Origin of the sequence: Kitasatospora sp. NPDC018619 (assembly GCF_044391605.1) — a bacterium.
Lineage (GTDB): Bacteria > Actinomycetota > Actinomycetes > Streptomycetales > Streptomycetaceae > Kitasatospora.
Window position 1 is genome coordinate 157,374 of record NZ_JBISAI010000015.1, and the last position, 23,555, is coordinate 180,928.

General features: G+C 75.6%; 22 protein-coding genes. 11 read left to right on the plus strand and 11 right to left on the minus strand.

Features of this window, described 5'->3' with window-relative positions; genetic code table 11:
• The first annotated feature begins 63 nt into the window (after positions 1 to 63).
• From ACH5AR_RS24230 to ACH5AR_RS24250, 5 genes are all read left to right on the plus strand, one after another.
• Positions 64 to 1,680: a class I adenylate-forming enzyme family protein gene (locus tag ACH5AR_RS24230; RefSeq protein ID WP_396303577.1), complete on the plus strand. Its 1,617-nt coding sequence runs from the start codon at positions 64 to 66 to the stop codon at positions 1,678 to 1,680.
• Entirely contained in the window at positions 1,677 to 2,954 is a 1,278-nt protein-coding gene (locus ACH5AR_RS24235; RefSeq protein ID WP_396303578.1) for a beta-ketoacyl-[acyl-carrier-protein] synthase family protein, read from the plus strand. The genes ACH5AR_RS24230 and ACH5AR_RS24235 overlap by 4 nt, the downstream gene beginning before the upstream one ends.
• A gap of 179 nt (positions 2,955 to 3,133) precedes the next feature.
• Positions 3,134 to 5,068 carry a 4-hydroxyphenylpyruvate dioxygenase gene (gene hppD / locus ACH5AR_RS24240; protein ID WP_396303579.1) on the plus strand — a complete coding sequence of 645 codons (1,935 nt, stop codon included), beginning with the start codon at positions 3,134 to 3,136 and terminating at the stop codon, positions 5,066 to 5,068.
• Positions 5,069 to 5,163: 95 nt separating this feature from the next.
• Positions 5,164 to 6,168, plus strand: a complete 1,005-nt coding sequence (locus ACH5AR_RS24245) for a thiamine pyrophosphate-dependent dehydrogenase E1 component subunit alpha (protein ID WP_396303621.1) — start codon at positions 5,164 to 5,166, stop codon at positions 6,166 to 6,168.
• Positions 6,165 to 7,133 carry an alpha-ketoacid dehydrogenase subunit beta gene (locus ACH5AR_RS24250; RefSeq protein WP_396303580.1) on the plus strand — a complete coding sequence of 323 codons (969 nt, stop codon included), beginning with the start codon at positions 6,165 to 6,167 and terminating at the stop codon, positions 7,131 to 7,133. Before ACH5AR_RS24245 ends, ACH5AR_RS24250 begins: the two co-directional genes overlap by 4 nt.
• Positions 7,134 to 7,237: 104 nt before the next feature.
• Here the strand turns inward: ACH5AR_RS24250 and ACH5AR_RS24255 are convergent, their stop codons facing one another.
• Positions 7,238 to 8,587 (minus strand): acyltransferase, encoded by a 1,350-nt coding sequence (locus tag ACH5AR_RS24255; protein ID WP_396303581.1) that lies wholly within the window; start codon positions 8,585 to 8,587, stop codon positions 7,238 to 7,240.
• Between the two features lie 210 nt (positions 8,588 to 8,797).
• Here ACH5AR_RS24255 and ACH5AR_RS24260 point away from each other — a divergent pair, with 210 nt between their 5' ends.
• The gene (locus tag ACH5AR_RS24260) at positions 8,798 to 9,172 is read left to right on the plus strand and encodes a DUF1304 domain-containing protein (protein WP_396303582.1); all 375 of its coding nucleotides are present in this window, start codon (positions 8,798 to 8,800) and stop codon (positions 9,170 to 9,172) included.
• A gap of 40 nt (positions 9,173 to 9,212) precedes the next feature.
• Here ACH5AR_RS24260 and ACH5AR_RS24265 read toward each other — a convergent pair whose 3' ends face one another.
• Positions 9,213 to 9,656, minus strand: a complete 444-nt coding sequence (locus ACH5AR_RS24265; protein ID WP_396303583.1) for a winged helix-turn-helix transcriptional regulator — start codon at positions 9,654 to 9,656, stop codon at positions 9,213 to 9,215.
• A 150-nt stretch (positions 9,657 to 9,806) separates the two neighbouring features.
• Here ACH5AR_RS24265 and ACH5AR_RS24270 point away from each other — a divergent pair, with 150 nt between their 5' ends.
• A complete protein-coding gene (locus ACH5AR_RS24270) occupies positions 9,807 to 11,030 on the plus strand; it encodes an MFS transporter (protein WP_396303584.1) in 1,224 nt (407 codons plus the stop codon).
• A gap of 7 nt (positions 11,031 to 11,037) precedes the next feature.
• Here ACH5AR_RS24270 and ACH5AR_RS24275 read toward each other — a convergent pair whose 3' ends face one another.
• The gene (locus ACH5AR_RS24275) at positions 11,038 to 11,475 is read right to left on the minus strand and encodes a DUF4259 domain-containing protein (RefSeq protein ID WP_396303585.1); all 438 of its coding nucleotides are present in this window, start codon (positions 11,473 to 11,475) and stop codon (positions 11,038 to 11,040) included.
• A gap of 125 nt (positions 11,476 to 11,600) precedes the next feature.
• Between ACH5AR_RS24275 and ACH5AR_RS24280 the strand changes: the two genes are divergently transcribed.
• Positions 11,601 to 12,410, plus strand: a complete 810-nt coding sequence (locus tag ACH5AR_RS24280; protein ID WP_396303586.1) for a nucleotidyltransferase — start codon at positions 11,601 to 11,603, stop codon at positions 12,408 to 12,410.
• A gap of 160 nt (positions 12,411 to 12,570) precedes the next feature.
• On the opposite strand, the gene ACH5AR_RS24285 is transcribed toward ACH5AR_RS24280, so the two are convergent.
• Together ACH5AR_RS24285 and ACH5AR_RS24290 are read right to left on the minus strand one after the other, a co-directional pair.
• On the minus strand, positions 12,571 to 14,202 hold the full coding sequence (locus ACH5AR_RS24285) for an LCP family protein (protein WP_396303587.1): 1,632 nt from the start codon (positions 14,200 to 14,202) through the stop codon (positions 12,571 to 12,573).
• On the minus strand, positions 14,195 to 14,827 hold the full coding sequence (locus ACH5AR_RS24290; protein ID WP_396303588.1) for a DUF6542 domain-containing protein: 633 nt from the start codon (positions 14,825 to 14,827) through the stop codon (positions 14,195 to 14,197). The genes ACH5AR_RS24285 and ACH5AR_RS24290 overlap by 8 nt, the downstream gene beginning before the upstream one ends.
• Positions 14,828 to 15,117: 290 nt before the next feature.
• On the opposite strand from ACH5AR_RS24290, the gene ACH5AR_RS24295 reads away from it, so the two are divergent.
• Together ACH5AR_RS24295 and ACH5AR_RS24300 are read left to right on the plus strand one after the other, a co-directional pair.
• Positions 15,118 to 15,324, plus strand: coding sequence for an antitoxin (locus ACH5AR_RS24295; RefSeq protein WP_396303589.1), 207 nt, complete (start codon positions 15,118 to 15,120; stop codon positions 15,322 to 15,324).
• A gap of 71 nt (positions 15,325 to 15,395) precedes the next feature.
• The gene (locus tag ACH5AR_RS24300; protein WP_396303590.1) at positions 15,396 to 16,088 is read left to right on the plus strand and encodes a lytic transglycosylase domain-containing protein; all 693 of its coding nucleotides are present in this window, start codon (positions 15,396 to 15,398) and stop codon (positions 16,086 to 16,088) included.
• A gap of 62 nt (positions 16,089 to 16,150) precedes the next feature.
• Here the strand turns inward: ACH5AR_RS24300 and galE are convergent, their stop codons facing one another.
• The 4 genes from galE to ACH5AR_RS24320 form a co-directional block, all read right to left on the minus strand.
• The gene (galE, locus tag ACH5AR_RS24305) at positions 16,151 to 17,167 is read right to left on the minus strand and encodes a UDP-glucose 4-epimerase GalE (protein WP_396303591.1); all 1,017 of its coding nucleotides are present in this window, start codon (positions 17,165 to 17,167) and stop codon (positions 16,151 to 16,153) included.
• 97 nt (positions 17,168 to 17,264) lie between these two features.
• Positions 17,265 to 17,900 (minus strand): hypothetical protein, encoded by a 636-nt coding sequence (locus tag ACH5AR_RS24310; RefSeq protein ID WP_396303592.1) that lies wholly within the window; start codon positions 17,898 to 17,900, stop codon positions 17,265 to 17,267.
• A gap of 791 nt (positions 17,901 to 18,691) precedes the next feature.
• On the minus strand, positions 18,692 to 19,219 hold the full coding sequence (locus ACH5AR_RS24315) for a hypothetical protein (protein ID WP_396303593.1): 528 nt from the start codon (positions 19,217 to 19,219) through the stop codon (positions 18,692 to 18,694).
• Positions 19,220 to 19,272: 53 nt separating this feature from the next.
• Complete coding sequence (locus tag ACH5AR_RS24320) at positions 19,273 to 20,037, minus strand: sigma 54 modulation/S30EA ribosomal C-terminal domain-containing protein (protein WP_396303594.1); 765 nt, start codon at positions 20,035 to 20,037, stop codon at positions 19,273 to 19,275.
• 339 nt (positions 20,038 to 20,376) lie between these two features.
• Here ACH5AR_RS24320 and ACH5AR_RS24325 point away from each other — a divergent pair, with 339 nt between their 5' ends.
• Positions 20,377 to 22,941, plus strand: a complete 2,565-nt coding sequence (locus tag ACH5AR_RS24325) for a cytochrome P450 (RefSeq protein ID WP_396303595.1) — start codon at positions 20,377 to 20,379, stop codon at positions 22,939 to 22,941.
• 19 nt (positions 22,942 to 22,960) lie between these two features.
• Here the strand turns inward: ACH5AR_RS24325 and ACH5AR_RS24330 are convergent, their stop codons facing one another.
• Positions 22,961 to 23,122: a DUF6126 family protein gene (locus tag ACH5AR_RS24330; protein WP_396303596.1), complete on the minus strand. Its 162-nt coding sequence runs from the start codon at positions 23,120 to 23,122 to the stop codon at positions 22,961 to 22,963.
• A gap of 43 nt (positions 23,123 to 23,165) precedes the next feature.
• Entirely contained in the window at positions 23,166 to 23,507 is a 342-nt protein-coding gene (locus ACH5AR_RS24335; protein WP_396303597.1) for an ArsR/SmtB family transcription factor, read from the minus strand.
• Between the last annotated feature and the right edge of the window lie 48 nt (positions 23,508 to 23,555).

Sequence of the window (23,555 nt, forward strand, 5' to 3'; positions counted from 1 at the left end):
CCGCCCTGCCACCCGATCAGCCGCCCGGGCCGTCCACCGGCCCCGAGGGAGGGACCCACCCCCGTGACCATCCGCAGCCTCCGCACCCAGCTCGCGGACGACCCCGACGTGGGCGCCGGCAACGTCCTCACCGCCCGGATCGCCCTCGGGCTCGACCTGGACGTGCCCCTGATCACCTTCGACACCCCGGTGGACGACCACCCCGCCTGGCAGCCCTTCACCCTGCGCGAGCTGGACCGCGCCGTCCGGGCCCGCGCCGCCGCACTGCACGGCCTGGGCATCGCCCGGCGCGACCCGGTGGTGGTGTACGCGGGCGACGCCGCCGACCACGTGCTCTCCTTCCTCGCCCTGGCCCGGCTCGGCGCCATCCCCGCGCTGCTGAACCCCAACCTGGACGGCGAGCGCGCCGCCCGCTACACCGCCCGCCTCGGCGCGGCCGGCGTCCTCGCGGACCCGGCCCGCCTGGCCGCCCTGGCCGGCCACGACCCCGGCGCGCCCCTGCTGCCCGCGATCGCCACGCTCGGCGCCGGCGACGCGGACGCGGCCCCGCAGCCGTACCGGCACTGGTCCGGCGACCCGGTGGCCATCACCCACTCCTCCGGCACCACCGGGATGCCCAAGGCCGTCGTCCACTCGCACGCGAGCCTGTACGCCGCGATCCGCCACCGGCTGCGCCTGCCCCGCCCACAGGGCCAGGACCGGATGCTCAGCGCACTGCCCGCCCCCCACGCCGCCACCCTGATCGCGCTCAACCTCGCGCTCAGCTCGCACACCGAACTCGCCCTGCTCTCCCGGCAGTCGGGCGACGGAGTACTGGAAGCCGTCGAGCGGTGGCGGCCCACCGGAGTGGTCGGCTTCGCCGCCACCTGGGCCGACCTCGCCCGGCACGACCTCACCGCCCGCGACCTGAGCTCCGTCGCGCTCTGGTGGAACACCGGCGACTGCGCCCACGAGGTGCACATCCGCCGCCTGATCGCCACCGGCAGCCGGGAGACCGTCACCCGGGCGGGCCGCACCCGGGTGCCCGGCTCCCAGTTCGTGGACGGCCTCGGCTCCACGGAGATGGGGCACTCGCACTTCTTCGTCACCCACGCCCCCGGCACCGAGCGCTACGGCCGCTGCGTCGGGCGACCGCACGCCTTCGTCGACTGCGAGGTGGTCGGCCCGGACGGCGAGCCGCTCGGGCCGGGGGAGGTCGGCGAACTGGCCACCGCCTCGCCCACCCTGGCACTCGGCTACTGGAACGACTCGGCCACCACCTTCCGCACCCGGCTGCGCGGCCGCTTCCTCACCGGGGACCTGGTGTACCGGGACGAGGAGGGCTACTACTACCACGTCGACCGGGCCGTCGACTCGGTCGAACTCGGCGACGGCAAGCGGCTGTTCACCGCGATGTCGGAGGAGCGGGTGCTGGCCGCCTGCCCGGACGTGCTGGACTGCACGGTCGTCGCGGTGCGGGACGGCGAGCGCGTCGTCACCGACGTGCTGCTGCTCCTCGCCGCCGACGCCGACGAGGCCGCGGACCGCACCGGGGCGGTCGTCGCCGCCCTGGACGAGGCCGCCGCCGCGACCGTCCGCAAGGTCCTGGTGGTCTCCCCCGAGCGCATCCCGCTCGGCCCGACGGGCAAGGTCCGCAAGGTCCTGCTGCGCGAGCTCCACCTCGCGGCGGTGGGCGCGTGACCGCCACCGGCGCCCGCCCCAGCCCGCGCCCCGGCGCCGTCGTCACCGGCATCGGCCTGGTCTCCCCGCTCGGCCGCGAGCCGGGCGGGGTGTTCGAGGCGCTCACCGCCGGCCGCTCCGGCCTGGGCGCCGTCCCCGAGGGCCACGCCGCGCACGGCTGGCTGCCCGCAGCCGGGATCGCCCCCGCCGTGGACGGTCGGGAGGTGCTGCCGCCCACCGAGACCCGCTGCGTGGACCGCTTCGTCCTGCTGGCCCTGGCCGCCGCCGACGACGCGCTCGCCGACGCCGGCCTGGCCGTCGGCCGGGACGCCGACCCGCACCGCACCGCCGTGGTGCTGGCCACCGGCGGCGGCGGGCTGGAGACCTTCGAGCAGCAGTCGCACCGCCGGCTGGAGCGCGGCCGGCCCGGCGTCAGCCCGTACCTGCTGCCCGGCATGCTCTCCAACATGGCCGCCGCCCGGATCGCCATCAAGCACGGCATCCGGGGCTACAGCTCCGCCGTGGTGACGGCCTGCGCCGCCGGCGCCCAGGCGATCGCGGAGGGGCTGCGGCTGATCCGGGCCGGCGACGCCGACGTGGTGGTGTGCGGCGGCACCGAGTCCTCGCTGCACCCGACGATCGCCGCCGCCTTCACCAACGCCCGGGCCCTGGCGCAGGGCTGGGACGATCCCGAGCAGGCCAGCCGCCCCTTCGACAGCCGCCGCAACGGCTTCGTGCTGGGCGAGGGCAGCGCCGTCCTCGTCCTGGAGCGGGCCGAGCACGCCGAGGCGCGCGGCGCCGCCGGGTATGCGGACGTCCTCGGCTGGGGCGCCTCCACCGACGCCCACCACCCGACCATGCCCCGTCCGGACGGCACCGGCGCCGCCGACGCGATGCGCGCCGCGCTCGCCAACGCCGGCCTGGCCCCGGAGGACGTCGACTACGTGAACGCCCACGGCACCGGCACCAGGCTCGGCGACGTGGCCGAGACCGCCGCGCTGCACGCGGTGTTCGGCGCCCACCCGCCCGCGGTCAGCTCCACCAAGGGCGCCACCGGCCACCTCCTCGGCGCCGCGGGCGCGTTGGAGGCCGCGGTGACCGCCCTCGCGGTGGCCCGCGGGACACTGCCTCCCACCCTCAACCTGACCGATCCCGACCCGGCCTGCGACCTGGACCACGTCCGGGGCTCCGCCCGGTCCGGCCCGGTGCGCGCCGCCCTGAGCAACGCCTTCGCCTTCGGCGGCCACAACCTCAGCCTGATCCTCGGACCGGCCTCCACCCGGGCCACCCGCTAGCGGCCGCCCGACCCGCGTCACCCGACCCGCGTCACCCGGCCTGCGTCACCCGACCGCCACCGGCCGACCGCCGCCGCCCGGTGGCGGCCCACCACCCGACGGCGATCACCCGCCGGGCACCGCCGCCCGGCGGCAGCGCGCCGCTCCTCGAACCACCATCCCTCCGGGGGGAGAACCCGTTGTCCATCCAGACCATCACCCACGTCGAGTTCCACTGCGCGGACGCCGACAAGACCGCGGCCGGACTCCGCGCCGACCTCGGCTTCACCGCCGACGCCCCGACCACCGCCCCGGACGGCTCCCGCACCGTCGCGCTGCGCCAGGGCAGCATCCGGCTCCGGCTGGCCTCCGCGGCCGACCCGGAGCACCCGGTGGCCGCGTACGTGGCCCGGCACGGCGACGGCGTCGCCGTCCTCGCGCTCGGCTGCGCCGACCCGGCGGCCGCACTGGAGCGGGCCGAGCGGCACGGCGCCCGGGTGCTCGACCGGGCCGGCGCCCTGATCGAGGGCTTCGGCGACACCGCGCTGCGCCTGGTGCCGCTCACGGACCCCGGCCCCGCCCCGGAGCCCGGCCTGCTGGACGACCTCGACCACGTCGCGATCTGCCTGCCGGCCGGCTCGCTCGCGCAGGCCGTACGGTTCTGCGAGGACGTGCTGGACTTCCGGACGGTCTTCGAGGAGTACATCGAGGTCGGCGAGCAGGCGATGGACTCCGCGGTGGTGCAGAGCGCCTCCGGCGGCGCCACCTTCACCCTGATCGAGCCCGAGACCGCCCGCCGCCCCGGCCAGATCGACGAGTTCCTCGCGGCCCACGGCGGGGCCGGCGTCCAGCACCTCGCCTTCGGCACCCGTGACATCGCCCGCGCCGTCCGTACCGCCCGGGAGCGCGGCGTGGAGTTCCTGACCACCCCGGACGCCTACTACGACGCCGTGGCCGAGCGCTTCGGCGAGACGGCCGTTCCGGTGGCGACCCTGCGCGACCTCCACGTCCTGGTCGACCAGGACCACGGCGGCCAGCTCTTCCAGATCTTCGCCCGCTCGACCCACCCCCGGCGCACCTACTTCCACGAACTGATCGAGCGCCAGGGGGCGGGCACCTTCGGCACCGCGAACATCAGGGCCCTCTACGAGGCCGTCGAGCGCCAGGGCCCCACCGCCGTCGACCGGCCCGCCCCCGCCCGTCCGCAGCAGGCCCGCCCGACGGCCGCCGCCCCCGGCTTCCGGCTCACCGAGGCCGAACGCGCCCTGCTGCCCACCCCCGACGAGGTGGCCCACTACCGCGAACACGGCTGGTACCTCTCCCGCAGGCTCTTCAGCGACGAGGAACTGGACACCCTCCAGGCCGCCACCGAGCTGTACTACACCGGCCGGCGCGACCGCGAGCTGCCCGTCCGGCCGCCCCGACTGGCCTCCTGGCGGGCCGCGGACGGGCCGGTCCAGCGGCACAACGACTACGTGCACTACGAGAGCGACGCGATCGGCGCGATCCTGCGCAAGCCGCTGGTCGGCGCGGTGGCCGCGCTGCTCGCCGGCGCCGAGGAGATCCGGATCTTCCAGTCGACGCTCATCTACAAGCCCCCGGTGCCCGAGGAGCCCAGCAACCGGGTGCCGTGGCACTTCGACAAGCACTACTGGCAGACCTGCACCTCGCGGGAGATGCTCACCGCGTTCATCCCGTTCCACGACTGCCGCGAGGAGAACGGCACCATCACCATGGTCGACGGCAGCCACCGCTGGGAGGAGCTGCCCTCCGGCGAGGACTCCACCCGGCACTTCGCCGACCGCGACCGCTCCGAGCTGGAGGACATCCTGGCCGCCAACGCCGCCCACAACGGGCAGCGGGTGCACAAGGTCCCGATGCCGATCCCGCGCGGCCACGTGTCCTTCCACCACTGCCTCACCTACCACGGCAGCGGTCCCAACCTCGCGCCCTACCCGCGCCGCGCCGTCTCGCTGCACCTCCAGGACGGCGCCAACGAGTACCGCCGGCACGACCGGGCCGACGGCGAGCCGGTGGTGTACAACCACGACGTGCTGGTGCGCCGGACGGACGACGGCCGGCCGGACTACGCCGACCCGCGGTTCTGCCCGACGGTCTGGCGGGGCCGGCCGTGACCGCTCCCGAGCAGGGCGCCGTGCCCGTGGCCGGCCGGTCCGCGGCAGCGCCCGGCGGCCCCGCCCCGCTGGACGGCCCCGCCGAGCGCTACCGGATGCTGCGGCTGATCCGCGGCTTCGAGGAGCTGGCGCTCGGCCTGGTGCGGTCCGGCGCGATCCCCGGTGGCATCCACCCGTACATCGGGCAGGAGGCCGTCGCGGTCGGCGTCTGCTCGGCGCTCGGCCCCGACGACCGGCTGGCCAGCACCCACCGCGGCCACGGCCACGTGCTCGCCCGGGGCACCGCGCCGCACCGCCTGCTCGCCGAGCTCCTGGGGCGGGTCGGCGGGTCCAACGGCGGCCGGGGCGGTTCGATGCACGCCGCCGACTTCTCGCTGGGCATCCTGGGCGCCAACGGCATGGTCGGCGCCGGCGCGCCGATCGCGGTGGGCGCGGCCTGGGCGGCCTCCGCCGCCGAACGCGTCCCCGCCCGAGGGGCGGTGGCCCCGTCCGGCGCCGCCGGGCCCGCCCCGGCGGCCGGCCGGACGCCGGTCGCGGTGGCCTTCTTCGGCGACGGCGCGCTCAACCAGGGCGTCCTGCTGGAGTCGCTCAACCTCGCCGCGATGTGGCGTCTGCCGGTGCTGTTCGTCTGCGAGGACAACGGCTACGCCACCACCCTGCCCGCCGCCACCGCCGTCGCGGGCAGCGCCACCGGCCGGGCCGCCGCCTTCGGCATCCCCGCCGAGGAGGTGGACGGCATGGACACCGAGGCCGTCCGCACCGCCGCGCTGCGCGCCGTCGGACGCGCCCGCGACGGCGGCGGCCCGGGCTTCCTCGCCTGCCGCACCTACCGCTACGAGGGCCACCACACCATGGAGCGCCGGATGAAGCTGCGTTACCGCTCCGCCGAGGAGGTCGATGCCTGGCGCGCACGCGACCCACTGCCCCGGGCGGCCGCCCTGCTCGACCCAGGGACGGTCGCCGAGCTGGACCGCTCGGTGGCCGAACAGCTGGCCGCCGCCGAGGAGTTCGCGCTCGCGTCGGAGCACCCGGACCCGGCGGGCGCGCTGGACCACCTGTACGCCGACGGGCTGCGGCCCCGGGCGGGAGTGACACCGTGACCAGGCTCTCCTGCACCAAGGCGCTCAACCGGGCGCTGGCCGACGAACTCGCCGCCGACCCGGCGGTCTGCGTCTTCGGCGAGGACATCGGCGCCGGTCTGGCCGGGCCGACCCTCGGCCTGCTCGACCGCTTCGGCCCCGGGCGGATCGTCGACACGCCGCTGTCCGAACAGGCCTTCACCTCGATGGCGGTCGGCGCCGCACTGGCCGGCCGGCGTCCGGTGCTGGAGTTCCAGATCCCGTCCCTGCTGTTCCTGGTCTTCGAGCAACTCGTCAACCAGGCGCACAAGTTCTCCCTGATGACCGGTGGCCAGGCGGCCGTCCCGCTGACCTGCCTGGTGCCGGGCTCCGGTTCCCGGGACGGCTGGGCCGGGCAGCACTCCGACCACCCGTACAGCCTGTTCGCGCACGCCGGGGTGAAGACGGTGGTGCCCGCCACCCCGACCGACGCCTACGGGCTGCTGCGCTCCGCGATCCGCGACCCCGACCCGGTCGTGGTGTTCGCGCCCGCAGCCGCGATGCCGGTGCGCGAGACCGTCACCTGGGAGCTCGTACCCGTCCCGCTCGGCCGGGCCCGGATCCACCGCCCGGGCACCGACGTCACCGTGGTCGCCCTCGGACACCTGGTGCACGACGCCCTCGCGGTCGCCGAGGAACTGGCGCCGGACCTCTCGGTGGAGGTCCTCGACCCCCGCACGGTGTACCCCTTCGACTGGCAGGCGCTCGCCGACTCGCTGGAGCGCACCGGGCGGCTGGTCGTGCTGGACGACTCCAACCGCAGCTGCGGCTTCGGCGCCGAGGTGCTCGCCACCGCGGCCGAGGAGATGCGCCTGGTCGCCCCGCCCCGCCGGATCACCCGACCGGACGGCACCGTCCTGCCCTTCGCCCCCGGGCTGGACCGGGCCGTCCAGCCCGGCCGCGAGCAGCTGCGGCACGCCCTGGACCTCGTGACGAAGCACCGCTGAAGCAGCCTGAAGCAGGGCGGAGTACCCGCTGAAGCATCCTCCGGAGCACCGCCGACCGACCGCGCCGCTCCGGAGGAACGGCCCGGCCGCCGGCCCTTCGGGGCTCAGACCGCCTTGGGCAGCACCCCGGGCGGGGCGGGCGGCTGGTCCTCCGGTCGGCGGAACCGGTGCAGCGCCGCCCGGCCCTGCGTCCCGCGAACCTTGGCGGCGAGCCGGGCCGGCAGCACGACGGTGGCCAGCCGGCCCTCGCCCCGGTATCCCTCGACCGCCCAACAGACCCAGGGGATCGGGTAGTTGGCGGCCGGGCTGAAGAGCACCGGGCACCGCCCCTGGAAGCTCACCGCATAGGCGCCGAAGCCGCTCCAGTGGGAGAAGCTGAACCGGCGGGCCTGCGGGTCGAAGCCCAGCGGCACGCAGTCGCGCAGCCGCGAGCGGCCGAGGGCGGCCAGGAACCAGAGGTTGGCCCGGAGGTTGAGGTGCGCGGTCGGGAACTCCTCGATCGCCGTGCGCAGCGCGCCCGCCAGCGCCGCCGGGCCCTCCTCCGGCCGGTGCGGCAGATGGACCTCGCTGAGCAGGTTGCCCACCAGCGCGGGCGACAGGCCCAGCCACCGGCGCACGTTGACCGGCACCGTCAGCATCCGTTCGGCGCCGTCCCCGTCCAGTTCCCGCAGGGTGCCGAGCAGGTGGGCGCAGAGCACGTCTCCGGAGGAGAGCCTGCGCCCGGCCGCCGAACCGAACTCCTCACGCATCCGGGCGAGTTCGGCGTCGGTGAAGGCGATCTGGACGATCCGGTTGGTCCGTGGACCGGCGGCCACCTCGCGGGCCAGCAGTTCCGCCTCCTGCGCCGAGGGCAGCCGGAAGCCGGGGCGGCCGCAGTCCTCCTCCGGGAGCAGCGAGGCCAGCAACTCGTCCTGGTCGTCCACCAGTTCGACCTCCGGGAGCTGCCCTCCCTCGACGGCCGCGGACCAGCTGCGCAGCAGCAGGAGGAAGCTGTGCAGGTCCCCGACGGCATGGTGCCAGGAGCAGCCGAGCAGCGTGCCGCCGTCGGCGGTGCGGGTGAGGCGCACGGTGAGCAGCGGGACGCCGCCCTCGCGCGCGGCGGGGGCGTCCAGCGGGGCGATCAGCTCGGAGCCGGGCGCCGTCACCCGACCCATCGCCTCGGCGAGCGTGCCCTCCACGGTGTAGACCTCGAACGGTACGCCGCTGTCGTCGCAGACCACCTCCAGGACGCCCTCGACGGTGCGCAGCCGACCGCCGAAGACGGGCACCCGCTCCAGCGCGCGGGCCAGGCCGGCGGCGAGCCGGTCGTCGTCCAGCGGGTGCTCGAAGCAGAGCACGACCGAGACGGCGAGGTCGGCGAGCATGGTGTCCATCAGCCCGCAGCGCAGTACCCGGCCGGTGGCCCTCCCCGCCCGGACGCTCCGGGATCGTCGCAACTGCGGCCAGATGCTCATGGGTTCCGTTCCGAAGCACTCGACGACTCCCGGCTGCGCGCGAGGCGCACCGGTGGCGCGCGTTGCGCGGGCACGCCGAACGATAGTGCTGCGCGGAGGTAGTGGTCCAGTCCAATCCCGCGCTCCGGAAGGGCTCTTCGGGACGCCGTCGCGGCAGCGGCGGCGATAGGATGCGCACGAGGGGGAAAGCACCCGAGGGAGCCGTCCGCCATGAACACCGTGAGCCAGGCCTTCGCCGTGCTGGCCGCCGCGGTCCACCTGATCGTCTGGCCGCTGGAGAGCTTCCTGTACGGGCACCCGCAGGTGCGCCGCCTACTGACCGGTAGCACCGCGGACGCCCCGGAGGTCCGGCTCTGGCGGGTCAACGTGGGCTTCTACAACCTGTTCCTGGCACTGGGCCTGGCGGCCGGGCTGGTCCTGCTGCACTCCGGGCACCCGACAGCCGGGCGGGCGGTGGTGCTGTACGTCGCCGCGTTCATGCTCGCGGGCGGGATCACCCTCGCCCTCTCGGAGCCGAAGCTGTGGCGCGGCGCCCTCGGGCAGGCCGTCCCGGCCGCGGTCATCCTGGTGGCCGGGGCTACCTGACGGTACGCCGGCGCCTTCGCCGCACCGGATCGGCACCCCCTCAGGGCAGCAGCACCTTCGCGTCGTCCGGCCCGAGCACCCGGCCGTCCGCCGCGCGCACCTCCACCGGCGCGACGGGTGCGCCGGACTCGCGGTCCACCAGGCGCGCCCGGGGCTCGCCCTCCGCGAAGAACCACTCGTCGCCCCACTGCCGCAGCGCCGTGACGACCGGGAACAGTGCGCGGCCCTTCTCGGTGAGCAGGTACTCCTGGTACGGGCTGCCGTCGGCGGCCGGCGCGAGTTCGAACACGCCGTTGGCGACCAGGTTGGCCAGCCGCGCCGACAGGATGTTCCTGGCCAGGCCGAGGTTCTTCTGGAACTGCCCGAAGCGGCGCAGCCCGTCGAAGGCGTCGCGGACGATCAGCAGCGTCCAGCCGTCGCCGACGACGTCGAGCGGGCGGGCGACCGGACAGGCCGACTCCTCGTGCGTGGTGCGTTTGGGCACTTCTCCCACCTCTCGGCTCTCCGGTTCTCCGGCTCCCACCGTTCGACGCCCAGCGTACCGACCCGAGCGCGGTTGCTTATTGAAACCAGGATGTGCCAGGGTGCTGCGGTAGCACTTTGAAACCACCGTGCCCCACGAGGGAGTCCCGCCATGACCTCTCCCGCCCGCACCGGCACCTCCGAGCCGAGCGGCGCCCACGCCGGAGCCCCGCCGCGCGGACTGTCACCCGCCGCCGCCTGGCTGCTCTCCGTCGCCTGCGGCCTCGCCGTGGCCAACGTCTACTACGCCCAACCGCTGCTCGACCTGATCGCCCGGGACTACGGCATCGCCCCGGCGACCATCGGCCTGGTCGGCACCCTCACCCAGACGGGCTACGCCCTCGGCCTGCTCCTGCTCGTACCGCTCGGCGACCACGTCAACCGCCGCGCCCTGATCACCTCCCAGCTCGGCCTGTCCGTCCTCGCCCTGCTGGCCGTCGCACTCTCCCCCTCCGCTCCCCTGCTGCTCCTCGCGATGGCCGCCGTCGGCGTCCTCGCGGTCGTCGCCCAGGTGGTCGTCGCCTACTCCGCCCAGCTCGCCGCCCCGGGCGACCAGGGCCGGGTGGTCGGCACCGTGACCAGCGGCATCGTGGTCGGCATCCTGCTCGCCCGCACCGTCGCCGGAACCATCGGCGACCTGGCCGGCTGGCGCGCCGTCTACGTGGCCTCCGCCGTCGCGACCGCCGCCATGGCCCTCGCCGTCGCCGCCGCCGTCCCGTCCGAGCGGCACCGGACGGCCGAACGGATCGGCTACCCGCGTCTGGTCGGCTCCGTCTTCACGCTCTTCGCCCAGGAGCGCGTGCTCCGCGTCCGAGCGGTGCTCGCGCTGCTCGGCTTCACCTCCGTCACCGTGCTGCTCACCCCGATGGTGCTCCCGCTGGCCGCGCCGCCCTTCGGGCTCAGCCACACCCAGATCGGGCTCTTCGGCCTGGCCGGTGCCGCCGGAGCGCTCGGCGCCGGGTACGCCGGCCGCCAGGCGGACCGCGGCCGGGCCGAACGCACCGCCGGGATCGGCCTGCTGGCCATGCTGGTCGGCTGGCTGCCGGCCGCCCTGCTGCCTCACTCGGTCTGGTGGCTGGTCCTCGCCATGGTGGTGATCGACTACGGCCTGCAGTCCCTCCACGTCGCCAACCAGCACCTCCTCTACCAGGTCCGCCCGGAGGCACAGAGCCGCCTGACCGCGGGCTACATGCTGCTCTACTCCGCCGGCTGCGGCGCCGGCGCGATCCTCTCCACCGTCGTCTACGACCGCGGCGGCTGGACGGCCGTCTGCCTGCTCGGGGCCGTCACCAGCCTCACCGCGCTCGGCTACTGGTGGACGGCGGCCCGACGCTGACGGGAGCTCAGCGCGCGGAAGACGGCGCGCCGTTCGTCGGCGCGGCCGGCTCGACGACGGCGCGCAGCTCCCGTATGCCCCGCCGCCACGCCGGGCCCTCGCCCGTCTCGTCCCACAGCTCGGCGAGCTCCGACTCCTCCGCGACGACCCGGTCGAGCGCCTGCGCCGCGAGCGGCCGCAGCTCGGCGGAGAGCGGCGGTATCGGCTCCTTGGGCCCGTAGGCCGTCGTCACCGCCGCCCCGCCCGGGCACTGCGCCGCCACCAGCGCGGCGGCGGCGACCGCCTCCGCCGCCTCGTCGGAGTCCAGGAAGTCCTCCGCCCCGAGGGCGCGCAGCAGCGCCGACCGGAGCAGACCCTCGCGCTCGCCCGGCGCCGCGTCGTCCAGGCCGCCGCAGAAGTCCGCCGCCGAGTCGTTGTCGAAGTGCCCGATGTCCCAGGTGCCCATGGTCGTGCCCCACGCCTTCCGTGTCCGTGTCCGTGTCCGACGCATGCTTGCACCCACCGCTGACAATTCCCCGCGCCACGCGAAAACCGCTGGTCAGCGCCGTTCTTCTCGGTCATAGTGCCGTCATGACCAGCACTCACGGGCTCGACCGGGACGGGTACATCGCACGGGAGGGCTCGCTCGACCGCGTGCCGCCGGCCTTCGCGCCGGTGGTCTCCGCCGCCCGCGCGCGGATCGCGGCCGCTTTCGGCCCGGACCGGCTGCACAGCGCCTACCTCTACGGCAGCGTCCCGCGCGGCACCGCGGTCCCGGGCGTCTCCGACCTCGACCTGCTGCTCGCCCTGCACCACGAGCCGACGGCCGCCGACCGGGCGCGGGCCGACGCCCTCGAAACCGCGCTCGACGCGGAGTGCGCCCAGGTGAACGGGGTCGGTGTGCTGCTGTTCGGCACGGGGACGCTGCTCAGCGAGCTCGAACGGCACGACCTCGGCTGGTTCGTCGCCTGCCTCTGCACCCCGCTGCTCGGCGAGGACCTCGCCGCACGGCTCCCCCGCTACCGCCCCACCTCCCTGCTCGCCCGGGAGACCAACGGCGACCTCGCCCCGGCCCTGGCCGGCTGGCACGAACGCCTGGGCGCCGCCACGACGGAGGCCGAGCTGCGCGGCCTCTCCCGTGCCGTCTCCCGCCGCCTCGTGCGGACCTGCTTCACCCTCGTCATGCCCCGCTGGGGCGGCTGGACGAGCGACCTCGCCGCCTCCGCCGAGGCGTTCGCCGGCTACTACCCCGAACGGGCCCGCCAGGCGCGCCTCGCCGCCGCGATCGCCCGCACTCCGACCGCCGACCGGGCCGCCCTGACCGAGCTGGTCGAGGACCTCGGCCCCTGGCTCGCCGCCGAGTACGCCGCCGTGCACGGGGTGAAGGCGCCCCGCCCCTGACGGCGCGCGCCCGGTCGGCCTCCCGGGTCGGGAGGCCGAGCACTCACCCGGCCTCGACGCCCGGCCACGGCGTGCGGCAGCGGCGTGCGGCAGCGGCGGCAGCGGCGGCGGAGACGCCAGCGGACCGCCCCGGGCCGGGGACCCGGCGCGGCACCGACCCTCAGTCCACGCACGGGATCCCCCCCGCCTTCACCGGCGGCCCCTGCATCGGCAGCCCGGCCGCCGGGTCGGCGGAGGGGTCGGCCGCGGCGGGGGACACGGCCGTCGGGCTCGGGGTGCGGGAGACGGCGAGGGTGACCAGGACGCGGCCGGCCGGAACGGCCGACGAGTAGCCCGCCGTCACCCCGTACCGGGCGGCGAGGCGCTGCCCGTCGGCCCTGGCACCGGCCCCGTACGCGACCGTGGTGACCCTGGTCCTGGCCGGGGCGTCGCCGATCCGGCCCGCCTGGTAGCCGAGTTCGGCCAGGGCCCTGGACTCGTCGGCCGCCACCCCCGCCCCCGCGGCCGCGTTGACGTCGACCACCGCCCTGGGCGTCGCACTCGGCGCCGGCGTGGGGGTCGGAGTCGGGGTGGGCGACGGGGACGGTTCGCCCGGCGCGTCCCCGGACGGCGGGGCAGCCGGGACGGCCGGGACGGCCGGCGCCGGCTCGTGGTTGAACAGCTGCCGGACGATCTTCCTGATCAGCTCCGGGTTGACGGTGTTGACCTCCTGCCCGCCGACCGTCCTGAAGCCGCTGATCGGCAGGGTGTTGAACTCCACGTTGCCGCCGGTCAGGTTGGGCGCCTGCTGGGCGAAGTCGAGGATGTTCCACTCGTTGTCGATGACCACGTCCTTCTTCACGACGGCGAACAGCTTCTGCATCTGCCCGAGGTCGTTCAGGATGCCCTGCTGCTTGAGCTTGTACTCGACGGAGGACAGGAACGCCTGTTGCCGGTGGGTGCGGTCGAGGTCGCCGTTGGTGAGGTGGTGGCGCTGGCGGACGAAGGAGAGCGCCTGCGCGGCGTTGAGCGAGCTGATCCCGGCCGGGAGCCGCAGGCCGGTGCCGCCGCCCTCGTGGGTGGCGGTCCGGGCGATGATCGGGTCGTCCACCGGGTGGTTGAGGCAGACCTGGATCGGCTCGACCGCCTTGGCGATGTCGTAGAAGCCGATCAGGTTCACCTCCGCGAAGTGGTCGATCGGGACGTCCAGGAAGCTCTGCACGGTCTGGATGGTGGCCGAGCGCCCGGCCTCCCGGCTCTGCCGCTCCAGCGCCGCCTTGGAGAGCCCCTTGCCCGCCAGCTTCTGTTCGGCGGCCTCCTTGGCGATGCCGTACGCCTCCTTGATCTTGTGCATCTTCCCGTCCGCGCCGACGGTCTGCACGTAGTCGTCGCGCGGGACGGAGAGCGCGGTGACCCTGCCGCCGTTGGCCGGGATGTGCAGCACGATCAGGGCGTTGGTGTTGTACCCGCCGATCTCGCTGGAGCCGGCGTGCAGTTCGTCCTCCACGAACTGCTTCGGCAGGTCGTTGCCGTCCATGTCCTTGCGGCTGTCCAGGCCGATCAGCAGCAGGTTGACGGACTTGTCGAGGTGCGGCGGGGCGTTCTTCCTGGCCTCGCTCAGCGCGGTGGACTTGACCATGCCGTCGTCCAGGCTGCGGTACTCGTACCAGGTGAAGCCGCTGGCGCCGAGCACCGCGACCGAGACGGTGCAGGCGAGGGTGCGCCCGGCGACGGTCAGCGGGGCGGCGGCACGGTGCGGGTCGTGGCCGCGCCGGCCGCGGCCGCCGGTAGGGCTGTTGCCGCGCTCAGCCACGGCGGCCCCTTCCGGCCGGGGCAGCCGTCCTGCCGGTTCGTCGACGCTCCGGCACCGACCGGCGGCGGGCCGCGGCGGCGCGCAGCGCGACCACGGCGAGCGCGACGGCCACCGCCGCGGCCATCACCGGGAACGCCCCGACCACCCAGCGCAGCGCTCCGGTGCCGAGGTTCCTCCCCCGGTACGTCCCGGGGTGCGCCAGGTACTCGACGCCCGAGGCGGTGAGCAGCACCACGACCGGGGCGGCCGTCACCACCCACCACCGGCCGGTGCGGCTGCAGAGCAGCGCCGCGGCGGCCGTCCCCAGCACCGAGCCGACGGCGAAGAGGAGGCCGACGCCCGGCCCGTCGAGCTCGTCTGCGACCGCCCCGAGCAGCGGGAGGCCGACCGCCGAGAGCGCGGCCGCCGTGCCGGCCCGCCGCCGCGCCTGCTGCCGCCGGCGGGCCGACCCGGGGCGCGGGGGCCGCTCCCTCCGGGGTGCCGCTCCGTCCGGCGCGCTCCCGGGGGCGGAGGCACTACCGGGGGCCGCGGCGCCGGGCGCCGAGGGGCGCTGGGCGGGCAGGGCGCGGTCCTCGGTGCGCCGTCCCGCGTCCTGGTACGGCGTTCTCGCCCGCTGGCCGGCCATGCGCACTTCCCTCGATCGTTGCGGCTGCGGCGGCGCGATCGCACCGCCGCGCGTGCCGGCCCGCCGTCGGTCCTGGTGGTTGTCCCGGTGGCGGTCCGGTGGCGTCCTGGTGGGAACCCGACCTCTACATCGCTGTAGAAGACGGGCTGGAGCATACAAACCCATTTCAGCAAAGTCACCCGCCGCCACCCGGCAGCGACGGACGGCCCGGTGGGCCGTCGTTAGGATGGTCATGATCCCCGCCACGTCGGCACATCATCAGGAACGCATCAGAGGAGCAGAGCGTCACCATGTTTGAGAGTCTGAAGAACCTCGCGGACAAGGCAACCGACCTCGCCCGTGAGCACGGGGACGTGATCGGGCAGGGCCTGGACAAGGTCGGCGACGCGATCGACGGCCGCACGGACGGCAAGTACAGCGGGCAGATCGACACCGGCGTCGAGAAGGCGAAGGACTTCCTGCGCAACCTCGACGGCGGCCAGAAGCCGACCGAGTAACCTGCCGCGGGGCACGATCACCCGCACGGCGATCGAACGGGCGCACGGGCGAACGGGGAGGGGCGGCAGCGGTGGGCGAGGAGAAGAAGGGGAGCGGCCGGGGTCGCTGGCTGGTGATCGGCGTCGTGGTGGTGGCCGGGCTGGGACTCGTCCGCGGCAACGGCCACGACGGCGCGGCCTCCGCCGACGCCTCCCCGCCCGCCGCCTCCGCCCCCTCCTCGGGCGCCGCACCGTCGACCGGCTCCCCGGGCGCGACGGCCAAGCCCCCCAAGGCCTCGGGCCGCTACGACCCGGCCGACTACGCGGCTCCGGTCCGCCAGTACGCCGCCGAGGCCGGGGTCAACCCCCAGCTGCTGATGGCGATCCTCTACAACGAGGCGTACAAGCCGCACGACCCGGAGCTCGAACGGGCCTGGCAGCGCGGCAAGCCCGACGCCTCCTTCGGCATCGCCAACATGCACCGGGCCGCCTTCGACGACACCAAGCCCGGCCGCCCGTTCGCCTCCCGGCAGTGGGAGGAGCTCCCGGACGACCGCGAGCTGGCCGTCCAGGCGGCCGCCTGGCACCTGCACGACCTCGCCGCCCGACTGCCCGAGCGCCCGGGCGTGTCGCTCAGCCGGGACGAGCTGGTCGCCCTCGGCTACAACGCGGGCGCGGGCAACATGCTGGCCTTCGCCCGGGGCGTCAAGGTCGGCTCCCAGGCGCAGTCCTACCTGGACCGGCTGCGGGACAACTGGTCGAAGTCGGGCGAGGCCGTGAAGTAGCCCCGCGGAGCGGTCGCGCCGCCGCCGGGCGGAAGGCGCCCCGGCGGCGCGCCTTCCGCCGGTCAGCCGACGGCGATCCGGGCGGACCAGACCCGCCGCCAGGCCAGCGCGTCGGCGACCCCCTCCGCGATGCCGCGCCGGGGCTGCCAGCCGAGCAGGTCCCGCGCGGTGTCCACGACGGCGTAGCAGCCGATCACGTCCCCGGGCCGCGGCCCCGCCTCCCGCACCTCGACGCCGGCGCCGACGGCCTGTTCGAAGGCGGCGATCAGCTCGCGCACGGTCGTCCCGTCGCCGGTGCCGACGTTGATCACCCGGTAGCGGTCCGCCGCGCCCGGGGCGATCACCTCGTCGAACCGCAGCAGCGCCGCGACGTGCGCCTCGGCGAGGTCCTGGACGTGGACGTAGTCGCGGATGCCGGAGCCGTCCCGGGTCGCCCAGTCGGTGCCGGTCACCGTGAACGGGGTGCCGGTGGTGTACGCCTCGATCAGCTTGCCGAGCGCATGGGTGGGATTGAGGTCCTGGAGGCCGGTGCGCAGCTGCGGGTCGGCGCCGATCGGGTTGAAGTAGCGCAGGGCGATGACCCGTTGGCGCTCGGCGCCCTCACCGCGCGTCCAGTCCTGGAGGACCTGCTCCATCATCTGCTTGGTGCGCGCGTACGGGCTGGCGGCGTCGACCGGGCTGCTCTCGTCCACCCGGGCGTCGGGGGTGGGTGCGTAGATCGAGGCGGAGCTGCTGAAGACGACCCGGGTACAGCCGTGGCGCTGGAGGGCGTCCAGGAGCTCGACCGTCTTGGCGACGTTCTCCCGGTAGTAGAACAGGGGTTTGGCCACCGACTCCGGGACCACGATCTTCGCGGCGCAGTGCACGGTGGCGTCGATGTCGGGATGCTCGGCGAAGATCCGTTCGAACAGGGCGGCGTCGGCGATGTCGCCCCGGTAGAAGATCCGGTCCGCCACGAACTCGGTCCGCCCCCGGGAGAGGTCGTCCAGCACGACCGGGGTGATGCCCTGGTCGAGCAGGGCGGAGGCGACGGTGCTGCCGATGAATCCCGCACCGCCGGTGATCAGGACCTTCTTCATGGGCGAACGCTCCCTTGCGGTCGTCCGGGCGCCCGGTGGTGCCCGGTGACCGGAAGGGACGTCGGTTCGCATCCGCTCGGTTCCGCAGCCGGCCCGCTCAGCCGCGGTGGCGCCGCAGCCAGAGCCCGGTGGCGACCAGCACGACGGCCGCGCAGGCCGTCCCGATCGCCGCCCAGGCGGTGGCGTCGGAGGTGGTCGCGTGGACGGGGACGCGCGAGGCCTCCCGCGCGGAGACGGGGGCCGCGGTGGTCCCCGTCGCGCCGTCGGCCTCCCGCAGCGGTGCGGGCGTCACCCCGCCGGGGCGCGGCGAGGCTTCCTCCTGCGCGGTGCCGCCGGCCGCCGGGGGCACCGCGTCGGTGATCACGAGGGCCTCGACGTCCAGCTCCCGCTCGCCGTGCCCGGGGGCGGGAAAGGCGCAGTCCACCGTCACCCGCCAGTGCCCGACGGGCAGGATCTCCCGGGTGGTGTACGTCCCGGGCCGGTCCGGGACGGTGACCAGGCGCCAGGGGCCCACGGCGCGGCCGTCGGCGGCCGCCGCGGAGAGCGTGCCGGTGAACTCCCCGGTCACCGGGTCGTGGTCGTTCTCCCAGGTGGCCACAGTGCTGACGCGACCGTTCTGCTGGCCGGTGACGTCCAGGTGGACGCTCTCGCCGTCGGCGGCGGCGGAAGCGGCGGGGCAGAGCAGGGCCGCGGCGGCGAGGGCGAGGGCGGTGAGGCGGGGGCGGGTTCGCATACGGGAGGGTCCTCGGGGCGTGTGGGGGCAGGGACGCGGGAACGGCGGGCACCGGGACGGCCGCCGGGCGAGGACGGCGGTTCCCGGCGCGACGGACTCCCGGGCCCGCGGGGCTCGGGGCCCGCGGGCGTCGGCGGCTCGGGTCGAAGGGTGCGGCCGGCGTACGGGCCGACCGGTTTTACGGACTCACAGGAACAGCCTTACCCCGATCGGCTCACGAGGTCTTCGGCAGCGAACAGTTCTGGTAGGGGCCGCCGTTCGACGCCGGGCGGTCCGGCCGTCGCCCGGTGGTACGAGCCAACCCGTGGCCGACGGGGGCGGGTTGGCACGCGTGCGCGGCCGGGGTGGACTGCGGCCACCGGGCGGCGCAGGGCACTGCAGCCCCCGGGGCGCCGCTTCCTCGGGGCGCGGTCGGCGGCCTCGGCGCTACCGCCCGGGCCCGCGGAATTCGGCGTGATCCGACTGATCGCCACCCCGCGGTCCGACGCCCCCTCGGCTCCGAAGCCCCGCCGGGTCGGGGTCGGGGCGCCCTGCCGGTGTGGCCGCGGCACCGACGCCGGCGCGGTCCGGCGCTGCGCTGTCCCATCGCGTTCCCCTCTCGCGCGACGGCCCGCGCCCCGCGGCGGGGCCCGGACCTTCCGACACGCCGGAGAGCGGGAAGGGCGAGCGGGAATAGCAGAAACCCCTTGCGGAACTCCCCGGGCCGGGCGGGGCCGGGAGGGACGAGCGCCCCGACCGGGGAGACGGCGGCATTACCCCGCAGGAGACCTGACGAATCGTCAGCTCCCGTGTCAGGCCGCGGCCTTCACCGGCTCCGACACCGAGGCCGTCACCCCCGTCCAGGAGCGGGCCACCGGGGCAGGAGTTGACACCGGGGCAGGAGCCGGCACCGCGGCAGGAGTCGCCACCGGGGCAGGAGCCGGAGCCGCACCGAGGCCGCAGCCCCCGTGCAGCCGGGCCAGCCCGGCCGCCAGCGCCGCCCGGTCCCCGGCGAGCCAGAGCCGCAGCGCGGCGGAGAGCGCGGCACTGGCCGGCCCGGTCGAGGGGCCGCCGGTCCGCACCAGCCGCTCGCCGAGCAGCGGCAGCAGGTCCGCGACGGCGGCGGGTAGCCACAGGGTGAGCGCGAACGGCGCCGGTCTGGCCAGAACCCGCAGCAGCGGCAGGGCGCAGGCGTCGTCGTGGAGCGCGGGAATGACCTCCAGCAGCCCGTCCACCGCCACGTCGGAGACGTCGCCGCCGTGCCCGCGCGCGAGGTCGCGCAGCAGCGCGCGCTCGGCGGCGGTGATCCGGACGGTCAGCATGACCTCGTCGCAGTCCATGGTCCCGGCCCCCTGTCGTGGAGAGTTCGTGGTGTGGTCGTCGGGTCGTGGTGTCAGTCCTGTGCCGAAAGGGTTCCTGCCCCGTTCCGGCCGTCCGGTACCGGCGCTATCAGGCCGTAATGACCGTCGAAGCGGCGGTAGAGCACCCGGGCCCGGTGGTCGTCGGGGTCCGTCCAGCCGACGAACGGGCGGCCGGTGAGCCAGAGCCGGCGGGCCGCCTCGGCGAGGTCGAGCGTGGGCATCGAGCCGCTGCCCGCGACGCAGAACTCCACCGCGCCGCCCGGCGAGCAGCGGTGGACCAGGCCGTCCCGGCCGGTCGCGGCGTCGGCGAAGAGGTGGAACCGCCGGTCGAGGGCGAGCAGTTCGAGCACGGCCTGCTCGGGGGTGCGGCGGGCGGGCACGACCGTCTTGTGCCGGGCGATCCGCCGCTGGGCGAGCGGGCGGTCGGCGAACTGCGGGCGGTAGGCGCTCCCGTACACGGCGGCGAAGCCGATGTCGCCCTGCTCGCGCAGCCGTACGACCCGGCCGGCCAGCGTGCCCAGCACCAGGTCGACGGACTCCCGTGCGGTGCCGGTGGCCAGTTGCACCCGGACCGGACCGACGCCGGCCAGCCCGACGTCCGCCTGGGCCAGCGCGGGCCGGGTGACCGAGCGGTTGCGCGAGCGGGTCAGCCGCAGCCGCAGCGCGTGGGCGTCGGGACCGAGCGCCTCGGCGGTGGCCAGCGCCCGGGCCCGGGCGTACTCGGCGTCCCCGCGGGGCAGCTCACCGCGGATCTCCACCCGGACGTCGAGGGCCGGCCGGTGGCGCAGACGGGTCATCAGCTTCCTCCTTCTCCGCATCCATGCTGGCCTTCGCACGCCCGTGCGGCGAGGGTCCAAAGACCCTGCCTCACGGGCGGTCCGGCGATCGCCCGGACGGACGCATCCACGCAGGTCAACCCCGGTCTTCGGGCACGCACGAAAGGGTCGATCCACTCGGCCGTTGGAGTGATCCCCGCACATTCGGCGCAACGCTCGGGAAACCGGCGCGTTTGCCAAACGTGCGCCCTCCCGCCGGGGGCGCGCGCGGGGCCCGCGCTGGGCGGGCCCCCGTCCGCGGCCGGTCCGCCGCTGCCACCCGGCACCGCCCGTTCCGGCCCTCTGCTGAGAGGTAGTGTCATGTCCCTGCTGACCGAGAAGCGGAAGCTGACCGTCCCCCCGAGAACCGCACCCGGCCCTTCTCCGCTGGCCCGCGCCGCCGTCCCGCCCCTGGCACCCGGCGCCCTGCCCGGCCTCGGGCACGCCGGCGCCCTGCTGCGCGACCCGCTCGGCTTCCTCGGCTCGCTCTCCCGCCACGGCGGGGTGGTCCGCGTCCGCCTCGGCCCGCGCACCGTCTGCGTGGTCACCGACGCCAGGCTGGTGCACACCCTGCTCGTCGCCCTGGCGCACGACTGCCCCCGCGGGGCCGTCCAGGACACCCTCAAGACGGCCTTCGGCGACGGCCTGCTGATGTCCGAGGGGCAGGCCCACCGGGACCGCCGCCGGATCATCCAGCCGGCCTTCGGGCCGGACCGGATGGGCGAGTACCTGGCGGTGATGCAGCAGGTCACCGAGGAGCGGGCCGCACGCTGGCGCCCCGGGCAGGTCCTGGACGTGGCCAAGGAGATGAACCACCTCGCACTGGAGATCGTCACCCGCTCGCTGTTCGACGCCCGCCTCTGCGAGGAGGCCACCGTCGCGTTCCACCGGGCGCTGCCGGACCTGGTGAAGGGCCAGATCGTCCAGTCGCTCTACCCGAACCCGGCGCTCGCCCGGCTGCCGCTGCCCGTCAACCGGCGCTTCGACGAGGCCGTGCGGGTGCTCAACCGGGTGGTCGACCAGGCCGTCAACGGCCGTGCCACGAGCACCCGCGGGGGCCGGCGCACCCTGCCCGACCTGCTGCGCGCCGCGACCGACCCGGCCACGGGGTGCCCGCTCACCGAGGACGACGTGCGCTCCGAGGCGATCACGATGTTCGGGGCGGGCACCGAGACCGTCTCCACCACGCTCACCTGGCTGCTCGACGAGCTGCTGCGCCACCCCGAGGCGGAGGCCCGGATCCTCGCCGAGCTGGACGAGCACCTGCCGGCGGGCACCGTCCCCACCCCGGAGGCGCTGGCCCGGCTCACGTACACCCGCAGCGTCACCCAGGAGGTGGTGCGGCTGCACGCGCCGAACGCCTTCCTGATGCGCACCGCCCAGGTGCCGGTCGAGCTCGGCCCGTACCGCGTCCCGGCCGGCACCGAGCTGCTGTACAGCCTCACCGCGCTGCACCGGGACCCGGTGCGCTACCCCGACCCGACGGCCTTCCGCCCCGAGCGCTGGCAGGACGGCGGCGGATCCGGGCGGCCGTCGTTCCTGCCGTTCGGGGCGGGCAAGCACAAGTGCATCGGCGAGGCCTTCGCCTGGGCGGAGCTGACCGTCGCGGCGGCGGCGATCCTGCGCCGTTGGCGGCCGGTGGCGGTGCCGGGCTCCCGGGCCCGCGAAGTGGTCTGGACCACCGTCCAGGCGCAGGGCCTGCGGGTGCGGCTCGCGCCGCGCGGTGCGCGCTCCCCCCGCGGCGGCTCCACGGCCTCCTCCCGGGAGGGTGATGCCGCCTCCTCACCGGAGGGCACAACACCCTCGCGGCGCGGTGAGCCGCCCGGCCGGTGCCCGTTCACCGGCTCCGCCCCCGCCACCGCCCCCGCCACCGCCCCCGCCGCCCCCGCACCGCCCGCCGCCCCCGCACCGCCCGCCGCCCCTCCGGGCCCCGCCGCCTCCGAGGGCTCCGCGGCCCCCGAGGGCCCCCGGCCGCGTGCCTACCTGCGCCTCGCCGCGGACCGGCACGCCGACTGGGCGGTCCGCCGCGGCCTGCTCACCCCCGCCGAGCTGCCCCGCTACCGGGCCTACAAGCTGCACGAGCTGATCGGCCACGCCTACCCCCGCGCCCGCGGCGCCGAGCTCGACCTCCTGGTGGACATGCTGGGCTGGTTCACCATCCTGGACGACCGCTTCGACGGCCCGCTCGGCCGCCACCCCGCCGAGGCCCGCGCCGTGGTCGACCCCCTGGTCGCGGTCCTCGACGGCGTCCGCGGCGGGAACTCCCCGGAGAGCCACGTCCTGCTCGCCTGGCGGGAGTTGTGGAGCCGGCAGACGGCCTCGATGTCCCCCGAGTGGCGCGCCCGGGCCGCCCGGGAGTGGCGGGCCTGCCTGGCCACCTTCCCCGCCGAGGCCGAACACCGCGCCCGCGGCACGGTGCCCGCCCTCGGGCTCGACCTGACGGACACCATGTGGCTGCGCCGGCACGGCAGTTGTCTCTACCCGTTCATGAACATACTGGAACTGGTCCACGGTGCCGACGCCCCGGCCGCGCTGCACGCGGAGCCCGCGCTGCACCGGCTCCGGGCCAACACCGCCGACGCCGCGACCCTGATCAACGACCTCTACTCACTGAGGCGGGAGGAACGACAGGGCGGCACGGCGTTCAACACCGTGCTCACCCTCCAACGGGTCCACGGCTGCACCCGCGCCCGGGCCGTCCACGCGGTGCGCACCCGGGTGGCGCGGCTGTGCCAGGAGAGCGAGGAGCTGCGCCGCGAGCTGCTGCGCCGCCACCCGGCCGGGCGCTGGTACCTGGACGGCACTCGGGAGCTGGTCAGCGGCGTCCAGGCCTGGACCAGCACCAGCCACCGCTACCTGGTGCAGGGCCGCGGGCCGGGCCGGTGAGGGGCCGGCCCGCGGAACGCTACTTCCGGCCGCCGAGCGCGAACAGCAGCAGCACGAAACCGGCGAACAGGTGGGTGGCAAAGATGTAGATGCCCGCGCGGATCAGCATCGCCTTGCGGCGCCGCTTCTCCTCGCTCGTGCTGTCTCCGCTCGCGCTGTCTCCGCTCGTGCTGTCGCTCATGGTGGTGCTTCTCCTCGGATCGGTCGGTCGGGCCGGACGCGGCTCAGCGGGGCCGCCCGCCGGAGGCGCGCAGCTCGGTGAGCAGCGCGCCCTGGTCGGCGGCCAGCTCGGTCAGGATCCGGCGGGCGGCCCGCAGCAGCTCGGCGACGTCCGGGGTGCTGAGCGCGTACACCACGGTGTTGCCCTCGCGGCTCGCCGCGACCAGCCGGGTGCGGCGCAGCACCGCGAGCTGCTGGGAGAGGTTGGACGGCTCGACCTCGATCTCCGCCAGCAGCTCGCGCACCGGCCGGGGGCCGTCCTGGAGCAGCTCCAGGACCCGGATCCGCACAGGGTGGCCCAGGGTGCGGAAGAACTCCGCCTTGGCCTGGTACAGCGGCACCGGCATCGTCCGTGTCCTCCCTCGGCTCCGGCTGGGTGGTCCTTCGGCCGGGCG